This is a genomic window from Burkholderia sp. LS-044 (assembly GCF_004803625.1).
In the GTDB taxonomy this organism is placed as follows: Bacteria; Pseudomonadota; Gammaproteobacteria; order Burkholderiales; family Burkholderiaceae; genus Burkholderia; species Burkholderia cepacia.
Genome location: NZ_SSWO01000007.1, coordinates 339,366 through 362,907, shown reverse-complemented (window position 1 = coordinate 362,907; position 23,542 = coordinate 339,366). Strand labels below are relative to the sequence as shown.

The following is a 23,542-nucleotide window of genomic DNA, read 5'->3' as shown; positions in this document are numbered from 1 at the left end:
CGGCCGATGCCGGTGCGGCACCGCACCGCGCGCAACGTCGCACCGACGCTGCGCACCCGCGCCGTCACGGCAACCGGAAAGTGTCGAAGAATGTGTCTCGCTCGATCACGGTGAGCGCCGCGCGCTTGTGCGGGAAGTCGAACTCCTTCAGCGTGTAGAACCCGAGCCGGTGCATGTACGCGATGTGCCGCACGTGATCGACGCGCGGCTCGCCGACGAGCCGCTGCGTGCGCGGTTCGTCGACGAACATGTAGTGCAGCACCCCGCTCCACCATGCATGCAGCTTGCCGGCGCTCTGGAACCGCGAATCGCCGATCAGCAGGTGCAGCCCGCGATCGTAGTCGTGCGCATCGTAGAACGGCGCGAGACGATCCTCCTTCGCCCAGTAGAACTCGAAATAGCCGAACGGCGTGTCGTCGAAATAGCCGATCATCGGGTGCATGTGCGGATCGGCGAGCCGCTCGGCAAGATACGCCGCGTGCTCGTCGCGCGTGCCGCGCTGATCCCAGAAATGCGCGACGCGATCGAGGTTCATCCAGCCGCTGAACAGGTCCGCATGCGCGTCGATGTCGACGGTGCGCAGGCTGAACGTCATCCCGACCTGCGGCATATGGCGTGCATAGATCTCGCCGGCCGGCGACGGCGGCCGCACCGGGTGCCGGTGCCCGTTCGTGATCGCATGGCGCAGCGGCATCCCGCCCGACGCGGGCGCCTTCAGCCACGGTCGCGGGTTCTGCCAGAAGGTCGTGCGCGATACGGTGAACCGCAGCGTGTCGCCCTCGGCCTGCGCGCCGTCGATCACGCCCTCGCGCACCGCGCGCGCGACGTACGACGCAACAGCCGCCGCATCGGCGCCGCCGAGCGGCACCGTGATCGTCGCCGCGTCGTATCGCGTGTCGGTGTTGAAGAGCGCGACGAACGCCGCGAGCAGTGCCTCCGGCGAATCGTCGGGCCGCCACGCGTCGAGCGAGCGCTCGGCGACCATCATCGCCGGCCCGTGCGCGGCGCCGTCGAGCGCCGCGGCCACTTCACCTTCGACGGCGTCGGCGGCGCCGGCCGGTTTCGTCAGCGTGTCTTGCATCACAGTGCTCCCGCGTCGTGGCGATCGGCGAGAACGTGCAGCCCCCGCTCGAGCGCCGGAAACAGGCTGCGCTGGAAGTTGTTCCAGCGCAGTTCGAGAATCGTGTCGTCCGGTGCGATCGGCGTGTCGAGCACGTCGCAGATCACCTCGCCGGAATCGATGCCGTTGTCGACGTAGTGGAACGACGCGCCCGTCATCATCACGGGCTCGACGGACGACGTCGCGCCGCTCGCCCAGTCGACCCGTTCGCCGCGCGCGCCGTGCAGCGCGTCGAGCGTCGCCCATGCGCCGCGCCGCTGGTACGGCGAACCGTCGGCGGTGATGCCCGGGTGGATGTTGGCGATGCGCCGGTGAAAGCGCGCGCCGGGCCGCACGAGCTCGTCGAGGATCACGAGCAGCCCGTCGAGCACGACGACATCGGCTTCGAGTTCGAGCAGGCGCTCGAGCAGGCGGCGCTCGAACGCCTGTTTTCCGGCTGCACGCTCGCGTGCGTCGCGCGGCAGCCGCCGGTACGTCGACGCAATCGTGCAGAACAGTTCGTCGACCGGCCGGCCCTGCACCGTCAACCCTTCCGGCAGGATCCACGGGCGGCCCGGCGTGCGCGCGAAGCCGTAGTCGGCCACCTTCGCGCGGTCGGCCGGCGAACCGTCGTCGTCGTCGACGATCACGCCCTTGAGCGTGTAGCGCTCGCCGAGCGGCGAGTCGTTCAGGCGCTCGACGAGGAATTCGAGCGGCGCCTTCATGTAGCGCGTGCCGCCCTGATACGCGACCGGCTGGCCGGCGCGATCGGCCGCGCCGTTGCGCAGCGACTGGATGTAGACGAGATTTTTCTTCGGCATGGATGCGTCGTGGAAAAGCGGACGAAGGCGCCGCGACCGGCCCGCACCGGCCACGAAGGCCGGCCGGCGGGCCGCGGCGCGCATCGTCACCAGTTGTATTTCGCGGTCGCGATCACCGTGCGGTCGGTGCCGAACACGCAGACGTTCATCGACTGGCAACCGCTGATGTAGTGGCGGTTGGCCAGGTTCGTCGCATTCACGGCGAAGCGCCAGTTGCGCGTGTCGTAGTGCACGCCCGCGTCGAACAGCGTGACGCTCGACACCGTCAGCGCGTTGTCGGACCCACCGGCCGACGCGCTCTGGTAGCGAACACCGCCGCCGAAGCCCAGCCCCGCAAGCGCCCCCGTATGCCACGTCCAGTCGGCCCACAGCGACGCCATCTGGCGCGGACGCGGAATGTCGACCGGCCAGTTGTTCAGCGAGTTGTCGTTCGCCTTGATGACCTTCACGTCCTGGTAGACGTACGAGGCGATCAGCGACAGGTTCGGCGTGACCTTGCCGGTCGCACTCAGCTCGATCCCGCGCGAACGCACCTCGCCGGACTGTACCGACTTGGTGCCGCTGTCGTCCTGGCTCGGCAGCGCCGGCGTGATGCCGTTGGTCTGGTTGATCTGGTAGATCGCCGCGTTCAGCATCAGGTTCTTGCCGGGCGGCTGCCAGCGCAGGCCGGCCTCGATCTGCTTGCCGCGCGTCGGCTGGGGCAGCCCGCCGCCGAGCAGGTTCACGCCGATCAGCGGGTTGAACGACGTCGCGTAGCTGACGTACGGCGACAGCCCGTAGTCGCCCTGGTACGTGAGGCCGACGCGGCCGGTGAACGCCGTCACGTCCGCCTTCGTCGACGTGCCGCCCGCGCGGTCGTCCATCCGCATGTTGACCCAGTCCTCGCGGCCGCCGAGCGTCAGCGTCCAGCGGTTCCACTTGATCTGATCCTGCGCGTACAGGCCGAACGTGTTCATCGTCGTGTACGTGTTCGTACGGAACGTGGTGTCCGGATTCGAGAACACCGACAGCGTGACCGGCGTGTAGACCGGGTTGTAGATGTTCAGCGGCGACGCGGCGGCGAGCCATTCGCTGTCGGTCGCGGTCTGGCGGTTGTACTGGAAGCCGAGCAGCAGCGTGTGCTGGAGCGGGCCCGTCGCGAAGCGGCCCTCGACGTTGTTGTCGATGTCGAAGCGGCTGTAGTTCATCTGGAACACGCCGGCCCAGCGTGACACGTCGGTCGTGCTGCCGTCGACGAAGCCGTTGCCGAACACCGAGCCGTTGTCGAGCGACAGGTGCATCAGGCGGACGTTCTGCCGGAACTTCCACGCCGAAGTCAGGTTCTGCTCGAACTGGTAGCCGACCGACCACTGCTTCTTGCGGTAGTAGTTGAAGTTCGGGTCACCTTCGTACACGTCCTTGTTGATTTGCCCGCTCGGGTTCGGCAGCACCGTGCCCACCGCCGGGACGAAGTTCGACGAGATGTCGCCCCAGTCCTGCAGGTACGTCGCGGACAGCGTCAGCGACGTATCCGCGTTCGGGCGCCAGCGGAACGACGGCGCGAGCGCGACGCGCTGGTCGTTGTTCGGGCCGGTCAGCGCATTGCCGTCGCGCGCGACGCCGACGAACCGGTACGCGTACTTGCCGTCCGGGTCGAGCTTGTCGCCCACGTCGATCATGAACTGCTTGCGCGCGTAGTTGCCGATCTGCACGCCGGCCTCGCGCACGCGCTCGCCGTCGGCGAGCTTGGTCTGCACGTCGATGATCGCGCCGGGGTCGCCCGCGCCGTACAGCACCGAGGTCGGCCCGCGCAGCACGGTGATGTTGTCGATCATGTACGGATCGACGCGCCAGCTCGCGAGGTTGATCGTGTTCGGCACCTGCAGCCCGTTCACGTAGGCGGTCGGCGTGAAGCCGCGCAGTGCCGCGTACCAGTCGGAACGGTTGTCCGAACCGTACGACGAGAAACCCGGCACGTAGCGCAGTGCCGCGTTCACGTCGGTCGCGCCGGTCATCTCGATCTGCTGCGCGGTGACGACGTTGATCGTCTGCGGGATCTCGTTGATCGGTGTATCGGTCTTCGTGCCGGTCCGGCTGCGCTTCGCGACGAGCCCGACCGTGCCGTCCCCTTCCGAGGCCGCGTTGACGTTGATCGTCGGCAGCGTACCGGTCGACGCACTGGCCGCCGCACCGCCCTGCGCACTGCTGGCCGACGCCGCGGCGCCTGCGTTCACGGCCGGCGCCGTCTGGGCATATGCCTGCCCCGCCGCCGCACCGAACGCCACGCTTGCCGCGGCTGCGATCGCACGCAAACGCGTGCCTGTTGCCCACTCCATCTTTCTCTGCTCCACTTTTTTCATGCGGTCTCCGACCGCGCCTTTGTCAAAGAGCGAAAGCCATCCGGCCCGCGCTCACCCCGTTTTCTTGTCTTGCCTTGGCCGCGCCTTCGTCATGGGCGCGCGCGATCCCGTCTTCGAGCGACGCGCAGATTTCGTCCGCGCGGCGTGCCAGCACCGACAGCAGCGTGTCGGACAAACCGTGGCTGTCTTCGCAGCAGCCTTGCAGGTAGATGCGCGGCGCGAAGTGCGCGGGCGTCGCGAGCAGGTAGTCGCGCGTCACGTCGCCACGCGCGAGCGCATCGCCCAGGTGCGGCGCGAGCCCTTCGAGCAGCGCCGAATGCGTGTCGCGGCGGTAGCCGGTCGCGAGCACGAGCGCGTCGAAGCGCTCGACGCGCGTCGCACCGCTCATCCGGTCGCGCAACGTCAACTCGATGCGGCCGTCGGCGGTGCGCGCCGCGCCCTCGATCGCGCTGTTCGCGAGCAGCGCATGACGCGGCGTGCCGTCGATGCGCTGCAGGTACAGCATTTCGTAGATCTGTTCGATCAGCGGCCGGTCGACCACCGCGTAGTTCGTGTCGCGATAGCGCTCGAGCAGCGCGCGGCGCGCGTCATGCGGCTGCGCATAGACGACATCGGTGAATTCGGGGCTGAAGATCTCGTTGACGAACGGGCTGTCGTCGGCCGGCTTGAGCGCGCCCGCGCGCATCACGAGGCTCGCGTCGACATGCTGGAAGCGGCGCGCGAGATCGATGAACACCTCGGCCGCGCTCTGCCCCGCGCCGATCACCGCGACGCGGCGGCGCTCGCCGTCCGGCGATGCGACGAGCCGGTCGATGTCGGTCAGGTAGGACGACGAGTGGATCACGCGGTCGCGGCCGAGCGCGGCGAACGCGTCCGGGATCGCCGGCGTACCGCCGACGCCGACCGACAGCGCGCGCGTGACGCGCTGGCGCTCGTGGCCGGCGGCGTCACGCGACAGCACGCGCAGCGCGTCGATCCGCGCGCCGTCGCCGCGCACGGGCTCGATGCCCAGCACGGTCTCGCTGTAATGGACGCGATCGTCGAACGCGTCGGCCACCCAGCTCAGGTAGTCGTGGAACTCGACGCGGGTCGGGTAGAAGTTCTTCAGGTTGACGAATTCGTTCAGCCGGCCGCGTTCGAACAGGTAGTTGATGAACGTGTAGCGGCTTTTCGGATCGCGCATCGTGACGAGATCCTTCAGAAACGAGATCTGCATCCGGCAGTCGTCGAGCAGCATCCCGCGATGCCAGCCGAATTCAGGCTGGCGCTCGACGAAGCAATGGGCGAGCGTACGTGCGCCACCGCGCTCTGCGAGGCGCACGGCCAGCGCCAGATTCGACGGCCCGAAGCCGACGCCGATCAGGTCGAATACGGTTTCTCTCTGCATGTCTCAGCTCCCTTGTCGGTGAATCCGGCCCGTCAGACGTGACGGCCGGAGAAGAACGTCTCGCGCAGCGTGCGCATCCACAGCGGCTGCGCGTCGGCCAGCGCGAGGCGGCGCTGCCGCGCGAAGCCATGCCGCGCGAGATGGTCGGCAACCCGCGCGTGGCCGGCCGGAACGGCACAGCCGACCGCTTCGGTACGCGGGTCGTCGAGAAACAGGTAATGAACGACGGACGGCAGCCAGCCCGCCACGCAATGCGGGCCGCGCCAGCGCGATTCGCCGACCAGCATCCGCAGCCCGCGGTCGTAGTCGCGCGCCGCGACGTGCGGCGCGAGCGCGTCTTCCTTCAGCCAGAACGCCTCGAAATACGCGAACGGTTCGCCGTCGAAGCAGCCGACGAGCGGTATGACGTGCGGATCGGCATCCGGCACCGCACCCTGCCCGCCGTCCACGCCAGGCTGCGCGCCCGGCCAGCCGTCGCGCACGCGCGGCTCGTCGAACCAGCGCGCGACGCGTTGTGCATCCTCGGCCGGCTGCCAGCCGCGCAGCGTGAAGCGCACGCCGAGCGCCGGCAGGTCGCGCGCATAGACTTCGCCGCGCGGCGCCGGCGGCCGGCGCGGGTGGCGGCGGCCATCGGTCAATACCGGCAGCGTCGCGCACGGCAGATGCGGGCCGACGAGCCACAGGTCGGCCTGCTGCGCCCAGCCTTCGCGCATGCAACGGCCGGCGTCGGCGAGCACGCCGCTCGCGCGCAGCGCATCGAGCGCGACCGCCGGCCATGCGGCCGGGTCGAGCCGGATCGACGCGTGGCGCGCGCTGTCGGAAAACGCCGCGGCCAATGCGGCCAGCAGCGCACGCCGCTGGTCGGCCGACGACGCGCGATGGTTGTATGCGACGAGGCGCAGCGCGCCGTCGTCGCCGAGTTGCGCGCGCAACAGCTGCGCGCCGATGCCGTCGCCCTGCGCGACGCGGATCTCCGCGCCGTCGCGCACGGCGAACAGGCCGTCCGCGAACGCGAGGCGGTAGGTATCGAGCATCGTGAATCCGTCCGGACGCACTTCAGCCAGCATGGCGTTCCTCCTGTCCCGTTTCCGTGCATGCGTCGAGCCGCGCGCCGAGTGCTGCGAAGGTCGGCGACGCGAACAGGTCGGCGACCGTCAGCGCGTGACCGGCCCGGCTGGCCGCGTCGACGAAGCGCACGACGTCGAACGACGTCGCGCCCGCGTCGAACAGGTCGGCATCGGGCTCGGGCGCGGCCGTCGCGAACGTGTCGGACCACAGCGCCGCGAGCGCGGCAGCCGCATGCGGTGCGCGTGACGACGTTGCGGCGCGTGCGTCGCCTGCCGCGTGCGTGCGCGGCGACGCTTGCGTAACGGCATGCGTGTCGGGCGCGCCGAGCGCGGCTTCCGACGCGCCGGCGAAGCGCGCGACTTCGTCGTGGTAAACGTCGACGAGCGCATCGACGAAGCGGCGGTCGAGCAGTTCGTCCGCATACGAGAACGCGGCGCTCACGCGCCCGTCCGGATGCTCGACGACGTCCAGCTCCAGCGTGAACACGACGCGATGGCGCACCTCGTCGAACCCGGCCAGCGACAGGCCGGCCCAGTCGCGCGCGGCGGCACCGGTCGGGCGCAGGTAGTTGAACATCACCTGGAACAGCGGATTGGCCTGCGCGGCACGCGGCGCGCGCAGCGCCGCGACGACGTCCGCGAACGGCACGTCGGCGTGCGCATAGGCCGCGAGTGCCGTGTCGCGCACCTGTGCCAGCACGTCCGCGCGACGCGCGGCCGGGTCGATCCGCGTGCGCACGACGACCGAATTGATGAAGAGGCCGAGCGCCTCGCGGGCCGCGTCGCCCGTCAGCTCGCGCGTCGACGCGAGCACGCCGACCGGCTGGTCGGCCGCACCCGTCGCGCGGAACAAGGCGGTGTTGAGCGCCGCGTGCAGCAGCATCGGCAGCGTCGCGTGCGCGGCCGACGCCGTATCGCGTGCGGCGCGGATCAACGCGCCGTCGAATTCGAACGCGATGCGCGCCGCGCGCCATTGCGGCACGGCCGGCGCGTTGGCGCGCTGCGGCAGCAGGCGCGCCGGCAGGTCGGCCAGCGCATCGCGCCAGTAAGCGACGCGGGCCGGATGGCACGGCGCGGGCAGCACGAGCGGCCGGGCGACCGGCTGGACGATCTCCCCGGCCGCCATGGCATCGCCCTGCACGCGGGCGACATAGCGCGCGCGAACCGCATCGAGCCACAGCTCGATCGATTCGCCATCCGACACGATGTGATGAATCGTCAGCGACAGCACGTGATCGTCCGCGCCGAGCCGCAGCACCCGCGCGCGCCACAGCGGCGCATCGGCCGCGAGGTCGAACGGCGCGAGCGCATCCTCGTCGGTCAGTGCCGCCGCGCGGGCAAGCACATCGGCTTGCGCCGACAGGTCGATCACCGGCAGTTCGACGGAAACGTCCGCGTCGATCCGCTGGCCCGGCAGCGCGCCGTCGCGCGCCACGAGCCGTGCGCGCAGCGCCGGATGCATGGCCGCGACATCCGAGAAGGCCGCACGCAGCGCATCGACGTCGAGCGGGCCGCGCACCCGCAGCGCGACCGGAATGTTGTACGCGGCGCTGTCCGGCTGCGCGCGCCACAGGAACCACAGGCCGAGCTGCGCCGGCGACAGCGGCCATACGCCGTGGGCGTCCGGTTTCGCCACCGCAACGCCCGGCGCCGCGGCGCCGGCATGCGCGGCGCGCGGCGCATCGGCCACCTGACGCGCGTACTGCGCGAGCACCGGCGCTTCGAACAGCGCGCGCACCGGCACGTCGCGGCCGAGCCGTTCGGCCACGCGCGTCGCGACGCGCACGGCGGCGAGCGAATGGCCGCCGAGATCGAAGAAGTGATCGCCCCGGCCCACACGCTCGAGATTGAGCACGTCGCACCAGATCGCCGCGAGCGCGGCTTCATCGCCGCCCTGCGGCGCTTCGTACGCGCGTTCGACACGCACGGGCGCCGGCAGCCGTGCGCGGTCGACCTTGCTGTTCGCGTTGCGCGGCAGCGCGTCGAGTACGATCAGTTGCGCGGGCACCATGTAATCGGGCAGCGTGCGGCGCAGGTGTGCGTCGAGCGTCGCGGCTTCGACCGGCTGCGCGGCCGCCCATGCGTCGGCGGTCAGCTCGACGTACGCGACGAGCTGCGCGAGTGCGCCCTGCCCGTGCACGACCGCGCATGCTTCACGCACCGCGTCGTGCGCGGCAAGCTGTGCCTCGATCTCGCCGAGTTCGATGCGCAGCCCGCGCAGCTTCACCTGGTGGTCGACGCGGCCGATGAAGTCGAACACGCCGTCCGCGCGGCGCCGCACGAGGTCGCCGGTGCGGTACAGCCGCGCACCCGGCGCGCCGTACGGATCGGGCACGAAACGCTCGGCCGTCAGCGCCGGGCGGTCGAGATAGCCGCGCGCGACGCCGATCCCCTCGCCGCCCAGGTACAGTTCGCCGATCACGCCGACCGGCAGCGGATGCAGCCGCTCGTCGAGCACGTGCGCGGTGCGTGCACCGACCAGCGTACCGATCGGCAGGTACGCGGCGTCGCCGAGCTTCGCGAGATCGTCGCCGGGCCGGAACATCCACAGCGTCGGCGTGATGACCGTCTCGGTCGGCCCGTAGCCGTTGACCACGCGCACGTTCGGCAGCGCGCGGCGCAGCATCGCGAACGCCTCGCGCGACGTCGCTTCGCCGCCGACGGTCAGCGACCGCAGTGTCGGCGGCGCGCCGTGCGCGAGCGCCCATTCGGCGAGCTGGGCGGCGCAGCCGGGCGGCACGTAGGTCATCGTCACGCCGTCGCGGACCATCATCGCGCAGGTCTGCGCGGGCGGCCACAGCACGTCGGCCGTCACCGACACGGCGGCGCCCGACATGTATTGAGAGAACCAGCCTTCATGCGCGCCGTCGAAGTTGACCGACTGGAACAGCAGGAACACGTCCTGCTCGCCCGCGCCGTAGCGCTCGGCGATCGCCGCGCAATGCAGCGCGAACGATGCATGGTCGACGATCACGCCCTTCGGCTTGCCGGTCGAGCCCGACGTGTAGATCGCATAAGCCGCGTGCCCCGGCAGCACGTCCGGCAGCACGACGTGCGCCGCTTCGTCGAGTGCAGCAACTTCATCGGCGCGCCACACGCGCAGCGCCGGCAGCTCGGGCAACGACGCGGCGCTCGCGCCGTCGGTCAGCACGTGCGCGATGTTCGCGTCGCCGACGATCTGCGCGAGCCGTTCGCGCGGATGAGCCGGATCGAGCGGCACGAACGCGGCGCCCGACTTCAAGACCGCGATCAGCGCGACGAGCAGGTCGACCGAGCGCTGCAGCGCAACGCCGACCCGCATTTCCGGCCGCACGCCGGCCGCCACCAGATGGCGCGCCAGGCGGGCCGCACGCGCATCGACTTCGCCGCGCGTGAACGCACGATCGATATCGGCGACGCCGCGCGCGTCGGGCCGTGCCTGGGCATGCGCGGCGATGCGTGCATGCACGGGCACGAACGGCTCGGCATCGGTCGCGCCGGCCGGCGCGTTCCATGCAAGGAGCTGCGCGCGCTCGGCGGCGGGCAGCCAGTCGAGATCGCCGACCGGCATGTCCGGGCGCGCGAGCGCATCGGCAAGCAGCGTGACGAAGCGCGCAGCCAGCCGTTCGATCGCATCCGCATCGAACAGGTCGAGCGCGTAGATGAACGCGGCGTCGAAGGTGCCGTCCGGCGTCGCTTCGACCGACAGCGTCAGGTCGAATTTCGCGGAAGGCGTACCGGACGGCAGCAACGCGGCCGACGCCGCGCCGAGCGCCGGCAACGCGCGACGCTCGCCGTACGCGGCCATCACCTGGAACAGCGGATGGTGGCTCGCGCTGCGCGGCACGCCGAGCGCATCGACCACCTGCTCGAACGGCACGTCCTGATGCATCTGCGCGTCGACGAGCGCACGCTGCGTGCGCGCGACCAGCGACGAGAAATCGCCGTGCGCGGGCACGTCGACGTCGATCGCCAGCGTGTTGACGAAGAAGCCGATCAGGCCGGCGACTTCCGCGCGTTCGCGGTTCGCGGCCGGCACGCCGACGCAGATCCGCGCATCGCCCGTCGCGCGCGCGAGCAGCGCATCGAGCGCGGCGAGCAGCACCGCGAACGGCGTGGCGCCCGATGCGGCCGCGAATGCGCGCAGTTGCGCACCGATGCGCGCGTCGAGCGAAAACACGTGGCGGGCGCCGCGCGCACTGCGGCGCGCGGGTCGTGCGGCCGCGCCCGGCAGCGTCAGCACGCCGCGCTGCGGATCGAGCCGTTCGCGCCAGAACGCGAGCTGGCGTTCGCGCTCGCCGGCGTCGAGCCAGCGGCGCTGCCACAGCGCGTAGTCGGCGTACTGGATCGGCAGCGGCGCGAGCGGCACCGGCCGGTCGGACGCATACGTGCGATAGAACGCCGCGAGTTCCTCGAGCATCACGCCCGACGACCAGCCGTCCGACACGATGTGGTGCACGGTCAGCGCGAGCCAGTGATGCGTCGCGTCGAAGCGCACCAGGTGGGCGCGCACGAGCGGCGCCACGCCGAGATCGAACGGTTCGGCTTCCTCGGCCGTCGCGACGGCTTGCGCGCGCGCCATGCGCTGCGCGTCCGGCAGCGCCTCGAGACCGGTTTCGCGCCACGGGCAGCGCATCGGCGCGTGGATCGTTTGCGCGACGCCGTCCGGCGCTTCGTCGAAGGTCGTGCGCAGCGCCTCGTGGCGCGCGATCAGCGCGTCGCATGCCAGGCGCAACGCGTGCGCGTCGAGCGGGCCCGTCAGCGCCAGGCGCTCGGTGATGTGGTACGCGTCCGGCGCATCGATCAGCCGCGCATGCAGCCACAGCCGCGTCTGTGCGAACGACGCCGGCACACGGTCGCTACGCGGCGTGCGCGGCGGAATCGGCAGCACGCGAAAATCGATGCCGGCCGCGCCGAGCTTGTCGATGAACACCGCGCGCTGCGCGTCGGGCAGTTGCGCGAAACGCGTCGCGAGCGCCAGCCAGTCGGGTTGAACCTTCGTCATCCGTCGTCCTTATTGGGTTTCCAGTTCGCCGAGCAGCGCGTCGATCGCGCTCGCCGCATCGGTCGCGCCGCGTGCCGCGCAGGCCGCATCGATCGCTTCCGCGCAACGCGCCAGCGTGCGCGTGTCGAACAGCGTGCGCAGCGGCAACGCGAGCCCCCAATGCAGGTTCGCCTGCGCATGGGCCTGCGTCGCGAGCAGCGAATGGCCGCCGAGCAGGAAGAAGTCGCCGTCGCGGCCGATCGCGTCCACGTGCAGCACGCGTTGCCAGATCCCGGCGAGCGTGCGTTCCGTGTCGGTCGCGAGTGCCGCTTCGGCCGCCGTCTCGCGTACCGGCGCGGGCAGCGCATGGCGGTCGCACTTGCCGTTCGGCGTGACGGGCAACGCGTCGAGTTCGACCAGCTGCGACGGCACCATGTAGGCTGGCAGTTGCGCGCGCAGCGAGTCGAGCAGCGCCGCCCGGTCGAGCGGGGCCGCATCGCCGCGTGCGACATAACCGACCAGTTGCTCGTCGCGCACGATCACGACCGCATCGTTGACGCCGGGCGCCGCGCGCAGCAGCGCCTCGATCTCGCCCGGCTCGATCCGCTGGCCGCGCAGCTTGACCTGCGTATCGACGCGGCCGAGGTAGTCGAGCGCACCGTCCGCACGCCGTCGCGCGAGGTCGCCCGTGCGGTACATGCGCGCGCCCGGTACGAACGGATCGGGCACGAAGCGCTCGGCGGTCAGCGCCGGACGGCCGAGATAGCCGCGCGCGAGGCCCGCGCCCGCGAGATACAGTTCGCCGGTCGCGCCGGCCGGCACCGGCTGCCATGCGGCATCGAGCACGTGCAATTGCAGGTTCGCGATCGGATGGCCGATCGGCACCGCGACCGCCTGCGCGTCGTCGGGGCCGCACGTCCAGTGCGACACGTCGATCGCGGCCTCGGTCGGCCCGTACAGGTTGACGAGCGTCGCGTACGGCAGCAGCCGCGCCATTTTCTCGACAAGTTCGGGCGCGAGCGCCTCGCCGCTCGCGACGATCAGGCGCACGCTGTCGCATTGCGCGGCGGCCGCGAAATCGTCGAGATGCGCGGCGAACGCGGCGAGCATCGACGGCACGAAGTGCAGCACCGTCACGCCGTGCGCATGGATCGCGGCCGCGAGACGCGCCGGATCGCGATGGTCGCCGGGCGCGGCGATCGCGAGCTTCGCGCCGATCGCCAGCGGCCACACGAATTCCCACACCGACACGTCGAAGCCGAACGGCGTCTTGTGCAGCACGACGTCGTCGCGCGTCAGCCGGTACGCGTGCTGCATCCACGCGATCCGGTTCGCGAGCGCGCCGTGCGTGTTGCCGGCGCCCTTCGGCTTGCCGGTCGAGCCGGACGTGTAGATCAGGTAGGCAAGCTGTGCGTCGTCGACCTCGGCGGTCACGCCGGCGTTGTCGTCGACCGTTTCGTCGACGGTTTCATCGGCCAGCAGGTCCGCGACCGTCAGCAACTGCGTCGTTGCGCCGTCGCCCAGCGCCGCCTCGACCTGCTCGCGCAGATGGGCCTGGGTGATCGCGACGGCCGGCCGCGCGTCGCGCAGCAGATACGCGATGCGTTCGGCCGGATAGTCGGGATCGACCGGCAGGTAGGCCGCGCCGGCCTTCAGCACGCCGACCAGCGCCATCACCATGTCGAACGAACGTTCGACGCACAGCGCGACCGGCGTATCGGGCCGCACGCCGCGCCGGCGCAGCGCGGCCGCGATGCGCGACGTACCGACGTCGAGCTCGCGATAGGTCGCGCGATGCACGCCGCCGTGAACGTCCGCGTATTCGAGCGCGATCGCGTCGGGCGTCGCCCGCGCCGCATCGGCGAATTGCAGGTGCAGCGGCTGCCGTTGCGAAGCCGGCCATGTGCGCGCGGTGTCCTGCGCCCGCGCCAGTGCGTCGCGGGTGGCGTCGTCGGCGATCGACAGTGTGCCGAGCAGCGCATCCGGCGTGCGGGCCAGCGCATCGAGTGCGCAGGCGAACGCGCGGTGCCAGGTTTCGACCTGCCGCGCATCGACGCGCGCGGTGTCGTAGCCGTAGTCGATCGTCAGCTCGGCGCCGCTCTCGATCACGAGCGTCAGCGCGAAATCGGTGGCTTCGATGCTGTGCACGCCGTTCAAAACCAGCGCGCGCGGATCGGCGTCGCGCGCCGTGTCGTCGACCGGGTAGTTCTCGAACACGACCAGCGTGTCGAACAGTGCGCCGCCCGCGCCGCGCGCCCAGCGCTGGATGTCGGCAAGCGGCGTATGCGCGTGCTCGGCGGCCGCCGCGTTGTCGCGTTGCAGGGCTTGCAGCCAGTCGGCCGCGCGTTGCTGCGGCGCCGGCGCGGTGATCACCGGCACCGTGTTGATGAAGAGGCCGAGCACCGAATCGACGTCCGCGAGTGCGTCGGGACGGCCTGCGACGGTCGCGCCGAACGCGACGGCCGGCTGGTGCGTCATCCGTTGCAGCGCGAGCGCCCATGCGCCCTGCACCAGCGTGTTGACGGTCAGCTTCAGCGCCCGTGCCGTCTGCGCGACACGCGTCATCGCGTCGGCATCGAGCGTCGCGCGCCACGTGACCATGTCGGCATCCGCACGGTCGGCCGTGCGGTCCGCGATCAGCGTCGGGGCGTCGAGTCGTGCGAGGCGTTCGGTCCAGAAGCGTTCGTCGGCGTCGCGGTCGCGTGTGCCGAGCCAGGCGATGAAGTCGCGATACCGGAGTGCCGGGCGGCTCGCGAACGGCGATACGGCGTCCGGGTCGCGATAGTCGCGCAGCACGTCGGCCAGCAGGCGCGCGGTGCTCCAGCCGTCGAGCAGCACGTGGTGACGCGTCCACACGACGCGCCATGCGTCGTCGGTCACGCGGATCAGCGTGACGCGCATCAACGGCGGCTCGCGCCAGTCGAAGCCGCGTGCGCGATCGGCCGCGAGCCATGCGTCGAAATCGGCGTCGAGCGTGTCGCCGCGCGTGCGCCAGTCGAGCTGTTCGACCGGCATCCGGGCGTGGCGATGCACGCACTGCAGCGGCGCGGCTTCGTCCGGCATCACGCTCGTGCGCAGGATGTCGTGGCGCGCGACGGACGCTTCGAACGCGGCGACGAGCCGGTCGGCATCGAGCGCGGCCGCGGTCGCGACGAGCTGGTTCACGTAGCTGGCGTGACCGGGTGCGAACAGCGCATGGAACAGGATGCCCTGCTGCATCGGCGACAGCGGATAGACGTCGTCGATCGTGCGCCAGTCGAGCGGCGTGCGTTCGATCGCGGCCTGCGCGAGACCGGCGGCCTGCGCGAGCGGGAAATCGCCCGGCGTCGCGCCGGCGCCGCGATGCGCGACGCGTGACGCACACGCATCGACGAGCTCGCGCAGCGCCGCCGCGAAGCGTTCGGCACATGCGTCGATCGTCGTGCGCTCGAATTGCGGTGCACCGTAGACCCAGTGCACTTTCAGCGTGCGTGCGCCGTGGCGATCCGTATCGAGGTACGCGTGGATCGCGAGCGCATTGCCGAGCGGACCTTGCGGATCGCGCTCGACGCCGGTGCCGCCGAAGCGCGGCACGAGCGTGGCATCGCGCGGGGCGTCGAACTGGCCGAGATAATTGAACGTGACGCGCGGACGCGGCACGGCGGCGAGCGCCGCGCGCGTCGCCGCATCGCCGTAGTGCGCGAGCACGCCGAAGCCGAGCCCCTTGTGCGGCACGGCGCGCAACGTGTCCTTGACCGCGCACAGCGTGTCGCGCGCGGTGGCCGCGACCGGCAGTGTCACCGGGTAATGGCTCGTCAGCCAGCCGATCGTGCGGCTCGCATCGGCATCGTCGAACAGCGCCTCGCGGCCATGCCCTTCCAGTTCGACACGGCACGAGGCGGCGCCGCTCGCGCCGGCCAGCGCCAGTGCGAGCGCGGCACCCAGCAATTCGATCGTCTGCGTGCGATAGGCGGCATGCGCATCGGTCAGCGCCGCGCGGGTCAATGCCGCGTCGATCGTCTGCACGACGACGGCTGCATCGGCGTTCGTCGCCGTCGCGTCGGGATGGTCGGGCACGACGTCGTCACCCTGCGCCATGCCGGCCCAGTACGTCGCCTCGGCCGCGAACGGCGATGCCGGTTCCGTCGCCGCACGGGCCAGCCGCGACGCCCAGGCATCCGCGCGCAGGCCCGGCTGCGACAGCCGGATGGGCGTGCGCTCGCATGCCGCGCGGTAGGCCGAGTCCAGGTCGTCGAGCAGGATGCGCCACGACACGCCGTCGACGATCGCATGGTGAATCGCCAGATAGAGCTGCGTCGAGCCGTCCGGCAAGCGAGCCGCGCATGCGCAGGCCAGCGGCCCGCGACCGAGGTCGAGGCGGCGCTGCAACGCGTCGAAGCGCGCGAGCGCGTCGGCTTCGTCGCGTGCGGCGACTTCGACGAACGGCAGCGCGTCGTACGGTTTCGCGGCATCGCTGGCGTGCCACGTGCCGTCCGCGCCGCGTGCGAAACGCCGGCGGAATGCGTCGTGATGCGTCAGCAATGCGTCGAAGGCGCGCGCGAACGCATCGGCGTCGAACGGCCCGCGCACGTCGAATGCGACCGACTGGTTCCAGTGGCCCGGGCGCGGGATGTCGAGCGCGAAGAAGCGCTGCTGCGCGGGCGTCAGGACCTGCGCTGCCTCCGGTGCGCCGGCAGCAGATCCGGCCGCAGGCTGCGCGACGGCGGCGGCGGCAGCCACGTCCTCCGTCTTCGCGATGCGTGCGAGTTCGGCGACCGTCGGGCCGTCGAACAGCTGCTTCGGCGTGAAGCGCACGCCGCGCTTGCGCGCACGGGCGATCACCTGCAGCACGAGGATCGAATCGCCGCCGAGTTCGAAGAAGTTGTCGTCGCGGCCGACCTGCGGCGCCTTCAGCACGGCCTGCCAGACTTCGGCGAGCACCGTTTCGACCGCGCCCTGCGGCGCATTCCCGGGCGCCGTCGCGACCGGCGCGGCCGCCTGTTCACGCAACGCGGCGCGATCGATCTTGCCGTTCGCGGTCACGGGAAGGCGTGCGAGCGCGACGAACTGCGCGGGCACCATGTAGTCGGGCAGCTTCGCGGCAAGCGCCGCACGCACGGCGGCCTCGTCGAAGGTCGCGCCGTCGCGCATCACGACGAACGTCGCGAGCCGCAGGCGGCCATCGTGTTCGATCGCGAGCGTTTCGGCCTGCGCGACCGGCCCGGCCGCACGCACGGCCGCACTCACCTCGCCCGGTTCGACACGGTAGCCCCGAATCTTCACCTGGTCGTCGATGCGGCCGAGGAACGCGAGACGGCCGTCGGCGCGCAACCGGACGCGGTCGCCCGAGCGATACAGCCGCGCACCGGGCGTAAACGGATCGGGCACGAAGCGCTCGGCGGTCTGCGCCGGGCGCCCCAGGTAGCCGCGCGCGACGCCCGGCCCGCCCAGATACAGCTCGCCCGTCGCGCCGGCCGGCACGCACGCGCCGAACGCGTCGAGCACCAGCGCGCGCGCATTCGGCAGCGGCAGGCCAAGCGGCACGCCGCTCGCGGGATCGCGCGCATCGGCGGCGATCGACGCCGTATCGCACGCGATCGCACCGACCGTCGCTTCGGTCGGCCCGTAGTGGTTGATCACGCGACAGGCCGGCGCAAGCGCGGCCAGGCGCGCGACGAGCGCCCACGTCAGCGTTTCGCCGCCGGTCACGAGCGCATGGCGCGGCAGCACGTCGGCCGGCACGCGCGCGTCGAGCAGCGCCTGCAGGTGGCTCGGCACGATCTTCAGCACGCCGACGTCCCGGCGGCGCATCTCGTCGGCGAACAGGTCCGGATCGAACGCGCACGCGGCCGGCAGCAGGTGCAGCGTGCGGCCCGCGCACAGCGCGCCGAACAGCGTCGTGTGACCGAGGTCGGCCGCGACGGTCGATACCATCGCGAACGATGCGTCCGGTGCGAACGCGAGTTCGTCGAGCATCCCCTGCACGTAATCGGCCAGCGCGCCGTGTGACACGACGACACCCTTCGGCGTGCCGGTCGAGCCCGACGTATAGATCAGGTAAGCGCCCTGTTCCGGGTGCGGCGCGACGCGCACGCCGGCCGCGAGTGTTGCGTCCTGCGCGAGCGTGTCGACGTCGAGCGGCTGCGCGTCGATGCCGGCCGGCCACGCCGCGGTATCCGCGACGAGCGCCCAGCGCGCGCCGCAGTCGGCTGCCGCCGCGGCCAGCCGGGCGGCCGGCTGCGCGGGATCGAGCAGCACGGCGAGCGCGCCGGCCTTCAGCGCGCCGAGCAGGCCGACGACGAAGCGCGCGGAGCGTTCGATGCAGACGATCACCGGCGCTTCGGCGCCCACGCCTCGCCCGGACAGCGCGCGTGCGATGCGGTTCGATGCGTCGTCGAGTTCGCCGAACGTCAGCGACGCCGACGCGTCGGCAAGCGCGACGCGATGCGGATACGCGGCCGCCTGCCGCGCGAACGCGGCGACGATGTCGGCATGTTCGATGCGCAGCGCACGGCCGTCGCGCGGCTGGCGCGCAGCGGCCGACGCGTCGCACGGCAGGACGGCCGTCGTCTGGTGCGGATCGCGCGCGGCGGCACCGACGAGCGCCGCGTAGCTGTGGAGCCACGCGCGCGCGGTGTCCGCATCGATGCAGTCGGTCGCATAGGCCGCGACCAGTTCGATGCCGTTCGCGTCGTCGGTGAAATCCACCGCGTAGTCGAAGCGTGCGGCGAGATCGGGGCCCGGCGTCGCAACGGCCGTCGCGCCCGGCAGCACGCTGTCGTGCCGCGCGTCGAACTGCTGCGCGAATTTCACGCGCAGCCATTCGTCGCCGCGCTTGACCGGCGGCTTCACCGCATCGACGACACGCTCGAACGGCACGTCCTGGTGGGCAACCGCGTCGAGCGCCGCCGTGCGCGCCGCATCGACGAGCGCGCGGAAGGGCAGCGTCGGCGCCACCCGCACGCGCAGCGCGACCGTATTCAGGAACAGGCCCAGCAGCGCACGCGTTTCGGGGCGCTGACGATGCGCGACCGGTACCGCGACCACGACATCCGTTGCGCCGGTCAGGCGCGACAGCCATGCGTCGAGCGCGGCCAGCAGCACCGTGAAGACGGTCGCCTGCGCGTCGCGCGCGAGTTGCCGCACGTCGGCCGCGACCGCGTCGGGCAGCCGCACCGACACGCGCGCGCCTTGCAGCGTGCGCGCCGCGCCCGGCTGGCGGTCGACCGGCAGCGCGAGCGGGCCCGGCACGTCGCGCAATGCGTCGCGCCAGTAATCGAGCTGACGTTCACCCTCGCCGCCGGCCAGCATGTCGCGTTGCCAGTCCGCATAGTCGGCGTACTGGATCGGCAGATCGGGCAGCGACGGCGCGCGGCCTTCCGCATATGCGCGATAGGCGGCCGACAGTTCGTCGAACGCGCAGCGCGAGCTCCAGCCGTCGGTGATGGCGTGATGGGCGGTCAGCAGCAGGCGGTGACGGTCGCCCGCGAGCGCGACCAGCGTCGCGCGCAGCAGCGGGCCGCGCGCGAGGTCGAACGGTTCGGCCGCCTCGCGCTCGGCAAGGCGCGCGGCTTGGGCGTCGCGGGCGGCGGGCGGCTGGTCGCGCAGGTCGACGTCGGCGATCGACACCGGCAGATGCGCATGAATCCGCTGCATCACCACGCCGTCGTCGTTGTCGACGAGCGTCGTGCGCCATGCCTCGTGCCGGCCGATCACGTGATCGAGCGCGCGTTGCAGCGCGTCGCGATCGAGCGTGCCGTCGATCGTCCAGTGCGCGGCGATGTGATAGGCGGCGCTCGCGTCACGCGTTTGCGCGAGCACCCAGAAACGTTGCTGCGCGAGCGAGGCGGCGCGATCGACGTACGGCGCGCATGCCGCGGCAGCATCGGCCGCATCCGTCGTCAAACGGCGCGCGGCGATCGCGGCCAGCGGTTCGCCGGTTTCGCGTTCCGCACGATCGACCGCTTCGGCCAGTTCCGCGAGCGCCGGATCGGCGAACAGCGTATCGAGCCGCAGGTTCACGCGTACCGCGGCACGGATCGCGGCCTGCAACTGCATCGCGGCGAGCGAATCGGCGCCCAGCGCGAAAAAGCGATCGTCGCGCGACGGTGCGGCATCGAGGCCGAGCAGCGTCTGCCAGAGGCCGGCGAGCTGCTGTTCGGTCGGCGTGCGCGGTGCGTCGCCGCCACCTTGCGTCGTGTCGCGCGCGGCGGCAATCTTCTCGCGCAGCGCGGCACGGTCGATCTTGCCGTTCAACGTATACGGCAGCGCATCGCAACGCACGAACCGGTGCGGCTGCCATGCGGCCGGCAGTTGCTCGGCCACGTGCGCCTTGAGCGCCGCATCGTCGGCCGCCGCGCGCAGTGCGACGCACGCGATCAGGCGCGTCGGCCCATTGCCGGTTTCGGCGACCACGGCCGCGTCGGCCACGGCCGGATGAGAGCGCAGGCACGCGGCGATTTCGGCCGGCTCCACGCGCACGCCGCGTACCTGGACCTGGTCGTCGAGGCGGCCGAGATAGTCGAATGCGCCGTCGTCGCGCAGCCGGGCGAGGTCGCCGGTACGGTACACGCGCGCACCGGGTTCGCCGTCGGCATCCGGAATGAAACGTTCGGCCGTCAGCGCCGGGCGGCCGTGATAGCCGCGCGCGACGCAGACGCCGCCCAGCAGCAATTCGCCCACGCCGTCGCCCTCGCCACCGTCAACGCGCGCGACGCGCGGGCCGATCACGCGGCCGATCGGCAACGACGCATACGCATCGTCGGCGGCCAGCGCGGGCGTCTCGCCCGGTTCGACCGGCCACAGCATCGGCGAAATCACGGCCTCGGTCGGCCCGTAACCGTTGATCAGGCGTACCGACGGGAAGGTGCGGCGCACGAATTCGAATGCCTGCTGCGGCAGCGCTTCGCCGCCGAACGCGAGTACGCGTAGCGCCGGCGGCACGCCGTCGCGCGCGGCCACCGCGGCGAATTCGCGCAGGTACGCAGGCGGGAACGCCGCCACGTTGACCGCTTCGCTCACCATCAGCGCATGCGCGGCATCCGGCGCGAACGGCTGCGGCGGTGCGACGACGATGCTCGCGCCGGTCGCGAGCGGCGCGAGCCAGCACTCGTGCGCGGCATCGAAATTGACCGACGCGAAATGCAGCAGGCGGTCGCCGGCCTCGATCGGCAGCGCGGCCGCGAGCGCGTCGCAGTGCGCGGCGAGCGGCCCGTGTTCGACGACGACCGCCTTCGGCGTGCCGGTCGAACCCGACGTGTAGATCATGTAGGCGGCCGCACGCGGGTGGACGGGCGCCGCCTCGTCATCCTCGGCGACCTCCCGGCCGTCCGCCGCATCGGCTGCCGCGTCGAACGCGTGCTCGAACGGCGCGCCGAGCGCCGCGCGGCCGGCCGCGTCGACGATGCCGTGCCGCAACTGGGCATCCCGGACGATCCAGTCGAGGCGCGCGGCCGGATGGCGCGGGTCGAGCGGCACGAACACGCCGCCCGCCTTCAGCACGGCCAGCAGCGCGACGAACAGTTCGCACGAACGCTCGACGCACACGCCCACCCGCACTTCCGCGCCGACACCGGCCGCGCGCAGTTGCCGGGCCAGCCGCGACGCCCGCGCGTCGAGCGCGCCGCGCGACAGGCGCAAGCCGTTCTGGAAAGGTGCCGCGATTGCAGGCGCGTCGGGCGCGATGCGCGCCAGTTCGCGGATTCGGTGATGCAGCGCAGTCGGGAAACTCGTCATGTGCGTGAAGTCCTTCGGTCCGGCCGCTTCGGCCAAGTCTCGGGGCCGCTTGGGGCGGCTTCACTGGTGTGACGAACGGCGCGGCCGATTTTTTACCGTTTTGTGCGCAAAGTGCGGGCGGACGCTTTTTTTGAACGTGCGGCTAAATATTTGCGCGGCCCGTTCGTCTATCAGGGAGGAAAGCCGCAACGGGGCCCCGCCTCGCCCGCCGCTTTCGCGCCAGTTTTGCCGTTCTGGCGTTTTCGCCTGCCTTCCCTTTACCGACGTTGCCGATGACCGCTGCCCACGAGCCTTCTTCCCCGCCGTCCCTCGACGCCTCCCCCGCCCGCCCCGCGGCGCGGCTGATCCTCGCGCTGCTGCGCGAAAGCCGCGCGTCGCTCGCGCTGGCGCTCACCGCGTGCGTGCTGAACGGCGTCGCGAGCGTGCTGCTCGTCGCGACGCTGAACCGCGCGCTGTCGCAGCCGGGCGCGGCCGACGCGTCGCTCGCGTGGCGCTTCGCGCTGTGCGCGGTGATCGCGCTCGTCACCCGGATCGTGTCGGGCACGCTGTTCGCGCGCCTGTCGCAGGACACGATGGCGCGGCTGCGCGTGCATCTCGCGCGGCGCGTCGGCGCGGCCGAGCTGCGCGACATCGAGCGGATCGGCGCGGCGCCCGTGCAGTCGGTGCTGACCGACGACGCGACCAACGTGTCGATGCTGTTCTTCGCGCTGCCGAACCTGGTCATGCACGGCTCGATCGTGTTCGGCTGCCTCGGTTATCTCGCGTGGCTGTCATGGCCGGTGTGCCTGCTGGCGCTGGCCGCGATCGTCGCCGGCTCGCTCGGCTATCACACCGGCGACCGTCGCGCGATCGCGTCGCTCGAAGCGGCCGGCCAGGCGCAGGACCGCCTGTTCGGTTATCTCGGCTCGCTGTTTTCCGGCGCGAAGGAGCTGAAGCTGCACGATGAACGCGCAAGACAGTTCGTCGACGGCCAGCTCGGCGCCGCGATCGGTGAAGTGCGCGACCACCGCCGCCGCGCGTTCAGCGCGTACGCGGTCGGCGTCGGCTGGATCATCTTCCTGTTCTATGCGTTCCTCGGCGTCGCGTCGTTCTGGCCGCAGCTCGGCGTGCATGCCGATCCGGCCGCGGCCGCCGGCTACGTCGTCGTGTTCCTGTTCATGCTCGTGCCGCTCGACGGGCTGCTGAACAACCTGCCGACCGTCAACGCGGCACGCGTGTCGCTGACGCGGATCGAAGGCGTGATGGCCGAATTCGGCGCGCTGCGCACGGTGCCCCCCGCGGCCGACGCACCCGACGTGCCGCCGGCCGGCGCCGTCACGCTGCGCGGCGTCACGCATGCGTACTTCCACGAACGCGACGAACGGATGTTCAGCGTCGGGCCGATCGACCTGACGATCAGGCCGGGTGAGCTCGTGTTCATCGTCGGCGGCAACGGCAGCGGCAAGACGACGCTCGCGAAAGTGCTGACGGGGCTTTACGAACCGGAGGAAGGCACGATCGAGGTCGACGGCCGCCCGATCGGCTGGCGCGAGCGCGCCGCCTATCGGCAGCGCTTCAGCGCGGTGTTCAACGATTTCCACCTGTTCGACGCGCTGCTCGGCATCGTCGACCCCGACGATCCGTCCCGCGCGCAGGCCGATGCGCGCGCGAACGCGCTCGTCGCGAAGCTCGCGCTCGATCACAAGGTGAAGGTGGTCGACGGCGCGTTCTCGACCCGCGCGCTGTCGACCGGGCAGCGCAAGCGGCTCGCCCTCGTCGTCGCGTACCTGGAGGACCGGCCGTTCTACCTGTTCGACGAATGGGCGGCCGACCAGGATCCGTCGTTCAAGGCCGTGTTCTACGAACAACTGCTGCCCGAGCTGCGCGCGCGCGGCAAGGCCGTGATCGTGATCACGCACGACGACCGCTACTTCGATCTCGCCGACCGTTTGTTGAAGCTCGACAACGGACGCATCGTCAGCGACACGATGCCCGCGCGGTCACGCGCGCAGGATGGCGTCGACGCGCTGAGCGCGTAATCCGGCAGTCGATGAAAAAATCGCCGGTGGGCTGCAATGGCAGCGCACCGGCGATATTCGTTTCAGAAGGAAATGTTGGTGGCGCGCGGCGCGATCGTCGCAATGCCCCGGCCGTCCAGCGCGAGTCGGGTCTA

8 protein-coding genes are annotated in these 23,542 nt (G+C 71.4%); 1 reads left to right on the top strand and 7 read right to left on the bottom strand.

What is annotated here, in order from left to right:
• Window positions 1–64: 64 nt before the first annotated feature.
• The 7 genes from E9536_RS20840 to E9536_RS20810 form a co-directional block, all read right to left on the bottom strand.
• Window positions 65–1,081: a GNAT family N-acetyltransferase gene (locus tag E9536_RS20840; protein WP_060358145.1), complete on the bottom strand. Its 1,017-nt coding sequence runs from the start codon at window positions 1,079–1,081 to the stop codon at window positions 65–67.
• Window positions 1,081–1,920: a formyltransferase family protein gene (locus tag E9536_RS20835; RefSeq protein ID WP_042975471.1), complete on the bottom strand. Its 840-nt coding sequence runs from the start codon at window positions 1,918–1,920 to the stop codon at window positions 1,081–1,083. The genes E9536_RS20840 and E9536_RS20835 overlap by 1 nt, the downstream gene beginning before the upstream one ends.
• Before the next feature lie 86 nt (window positions 1,921–2,006).
• On the bottom strand, window positions 2,007–4,259 hold the full coding sequence (locus E9536_RS20830) for a TonB-dependent siderophore receptor (RefSeq protein ID WP_136470532.1): 2,253 nt from the start codon (window positions 4,257–4,259) through the stop codon (window positions 2,007–2,009).
• 22 nt (window positions 4,260–4,281) lie between these two features.
• Window positions 4,282–5,646 (bottom strand): lysine N(6)-hydroxylase/L-ornithine N(5)-oxygenase family protein, encoded by a 1,365-nt coding sequence (locus E9536_RS20825; RefSeq protein ID WP_136470531.1) that lies wholly within the window; start codon window positions 5,644–5,646, stop codon window positions 4,282–4,284.
• Window positions 5,647–5,678: 32 nt separating this feature from the next.
• Complete coding sequence (locus E9536_RS20820) at window positions 5,679–6,713, bottom strand: GNAT family N-acetyltransferase (RefSeq protein ID WP_136470530.1); 1,035 nt, start codon at window positions 6,711–6,713, stop codon at window positions 5,679–5,681.
• A complete protein-coding gene (locus E9536_RS20815) occupies window positions 6,703–11,697 on the bottom strand; it encodes a non-ribosomal peptide synthetase (protein WP_136470529.1) in 4,995 nt (1,664 codons plus the stop codon). Before E9536_RS20815 ends, E9536_RS20820 begins: the two co-directional genes overlap by 11 nt.
• A gap of 9 nt (window positions 11,698–11,706) precedes the next feature.
• Complete coding sequence (locus E9536_RS20810; protein ID WP_136470528.1) at window positions 11,707–21,390, bottom strand: non-ribosomal peptide synthetase; 9,684 nt, start codon at window positions 21,388–21,390, stop codon at window positions 11,707–11,709.
• A 272-nt stretch (window positions 21,391–21,662) separates the two neighbouring features.
• Here E9536_RS20810 and E9536_RS20800 point away from each other — a divergent pair, with 272 nt between their 5' ends.
• A complete protein-coding gene (locus E9536_RS20800) occupies window positions 21,663–23,408 on the top strand; it encodes a cyclic peptide export ABC transporter (RefSeq protein WP_060205557.1) in 1,746 nt (581 codons plus the stop codon).
• Window positions 23,409–23,542 lie beyond the last annotated feature (134 nt).

What these genes read in the sequence shown, in the direction of transcription:
- E9536_RS20825 (WP_136470531.1), bottom strand. Translation starts at nt 5,646, where the DNA reads ATGCAGAGAGAAACCGTATTCGACCTGATCGGCGTCGGCTTCGGGCCG.
- E9536_RS20820 (WP_136470530.1), bottom strand. Translation starts at nt 6,713, where the DNA reads ATGCTGGCTGAAGTGCGTCCGGACGGATTCACGATGCTCGATACCTAC.
- E9536_RS20800 (WP_060205557.1), top strand. Translation starts at nt 21,663, where the DNA reads ATGACCGCTGCCCACGAGCCTTCTTCCCCGCCGTCCCTCGACGCCTCC.
- E9536_RS20815 (WP_136470529.1), bottom strand. Translation starts at nt 11,697, where the DNA reads ATGACGAAGGTTCAACCCGACTGGCTGGCGCTCGCGACGCGTTTCGCG.
- E9536_RS20835 (WP_042975471.1), bottom strand. Translation starts at nt 1,920, where the DNA reads ATGCCGAAGAAAAATCTCGTCTACATCCAGTCGCTGCGCAACGGCGCG.
- E9536_RS20830 (WP_136470532.1), bottom strand. Translation starts at nt 4,259, where the DNA reads ATGAAAAAAGTGGAGCAGAGAAAGATGGAGTGGGCAACAGGCACGCGT.
- E9536_RS20840 (WP_060358145.1), bottom strand. Translation starts at nt 1,081, where the DNA reads ATGCAAGACACGCTGACGAAACCGGCCGGCGCCGCCGACGCCGTCGAA.
- E9536_RS20810 (WP_136470528.1), bottom strand. Translation starts at nt 21,390, where the DNA reads ATGACGAGTTTCCCGACTGCGCTGCATCACCGAATCCGCGAACTGGCG.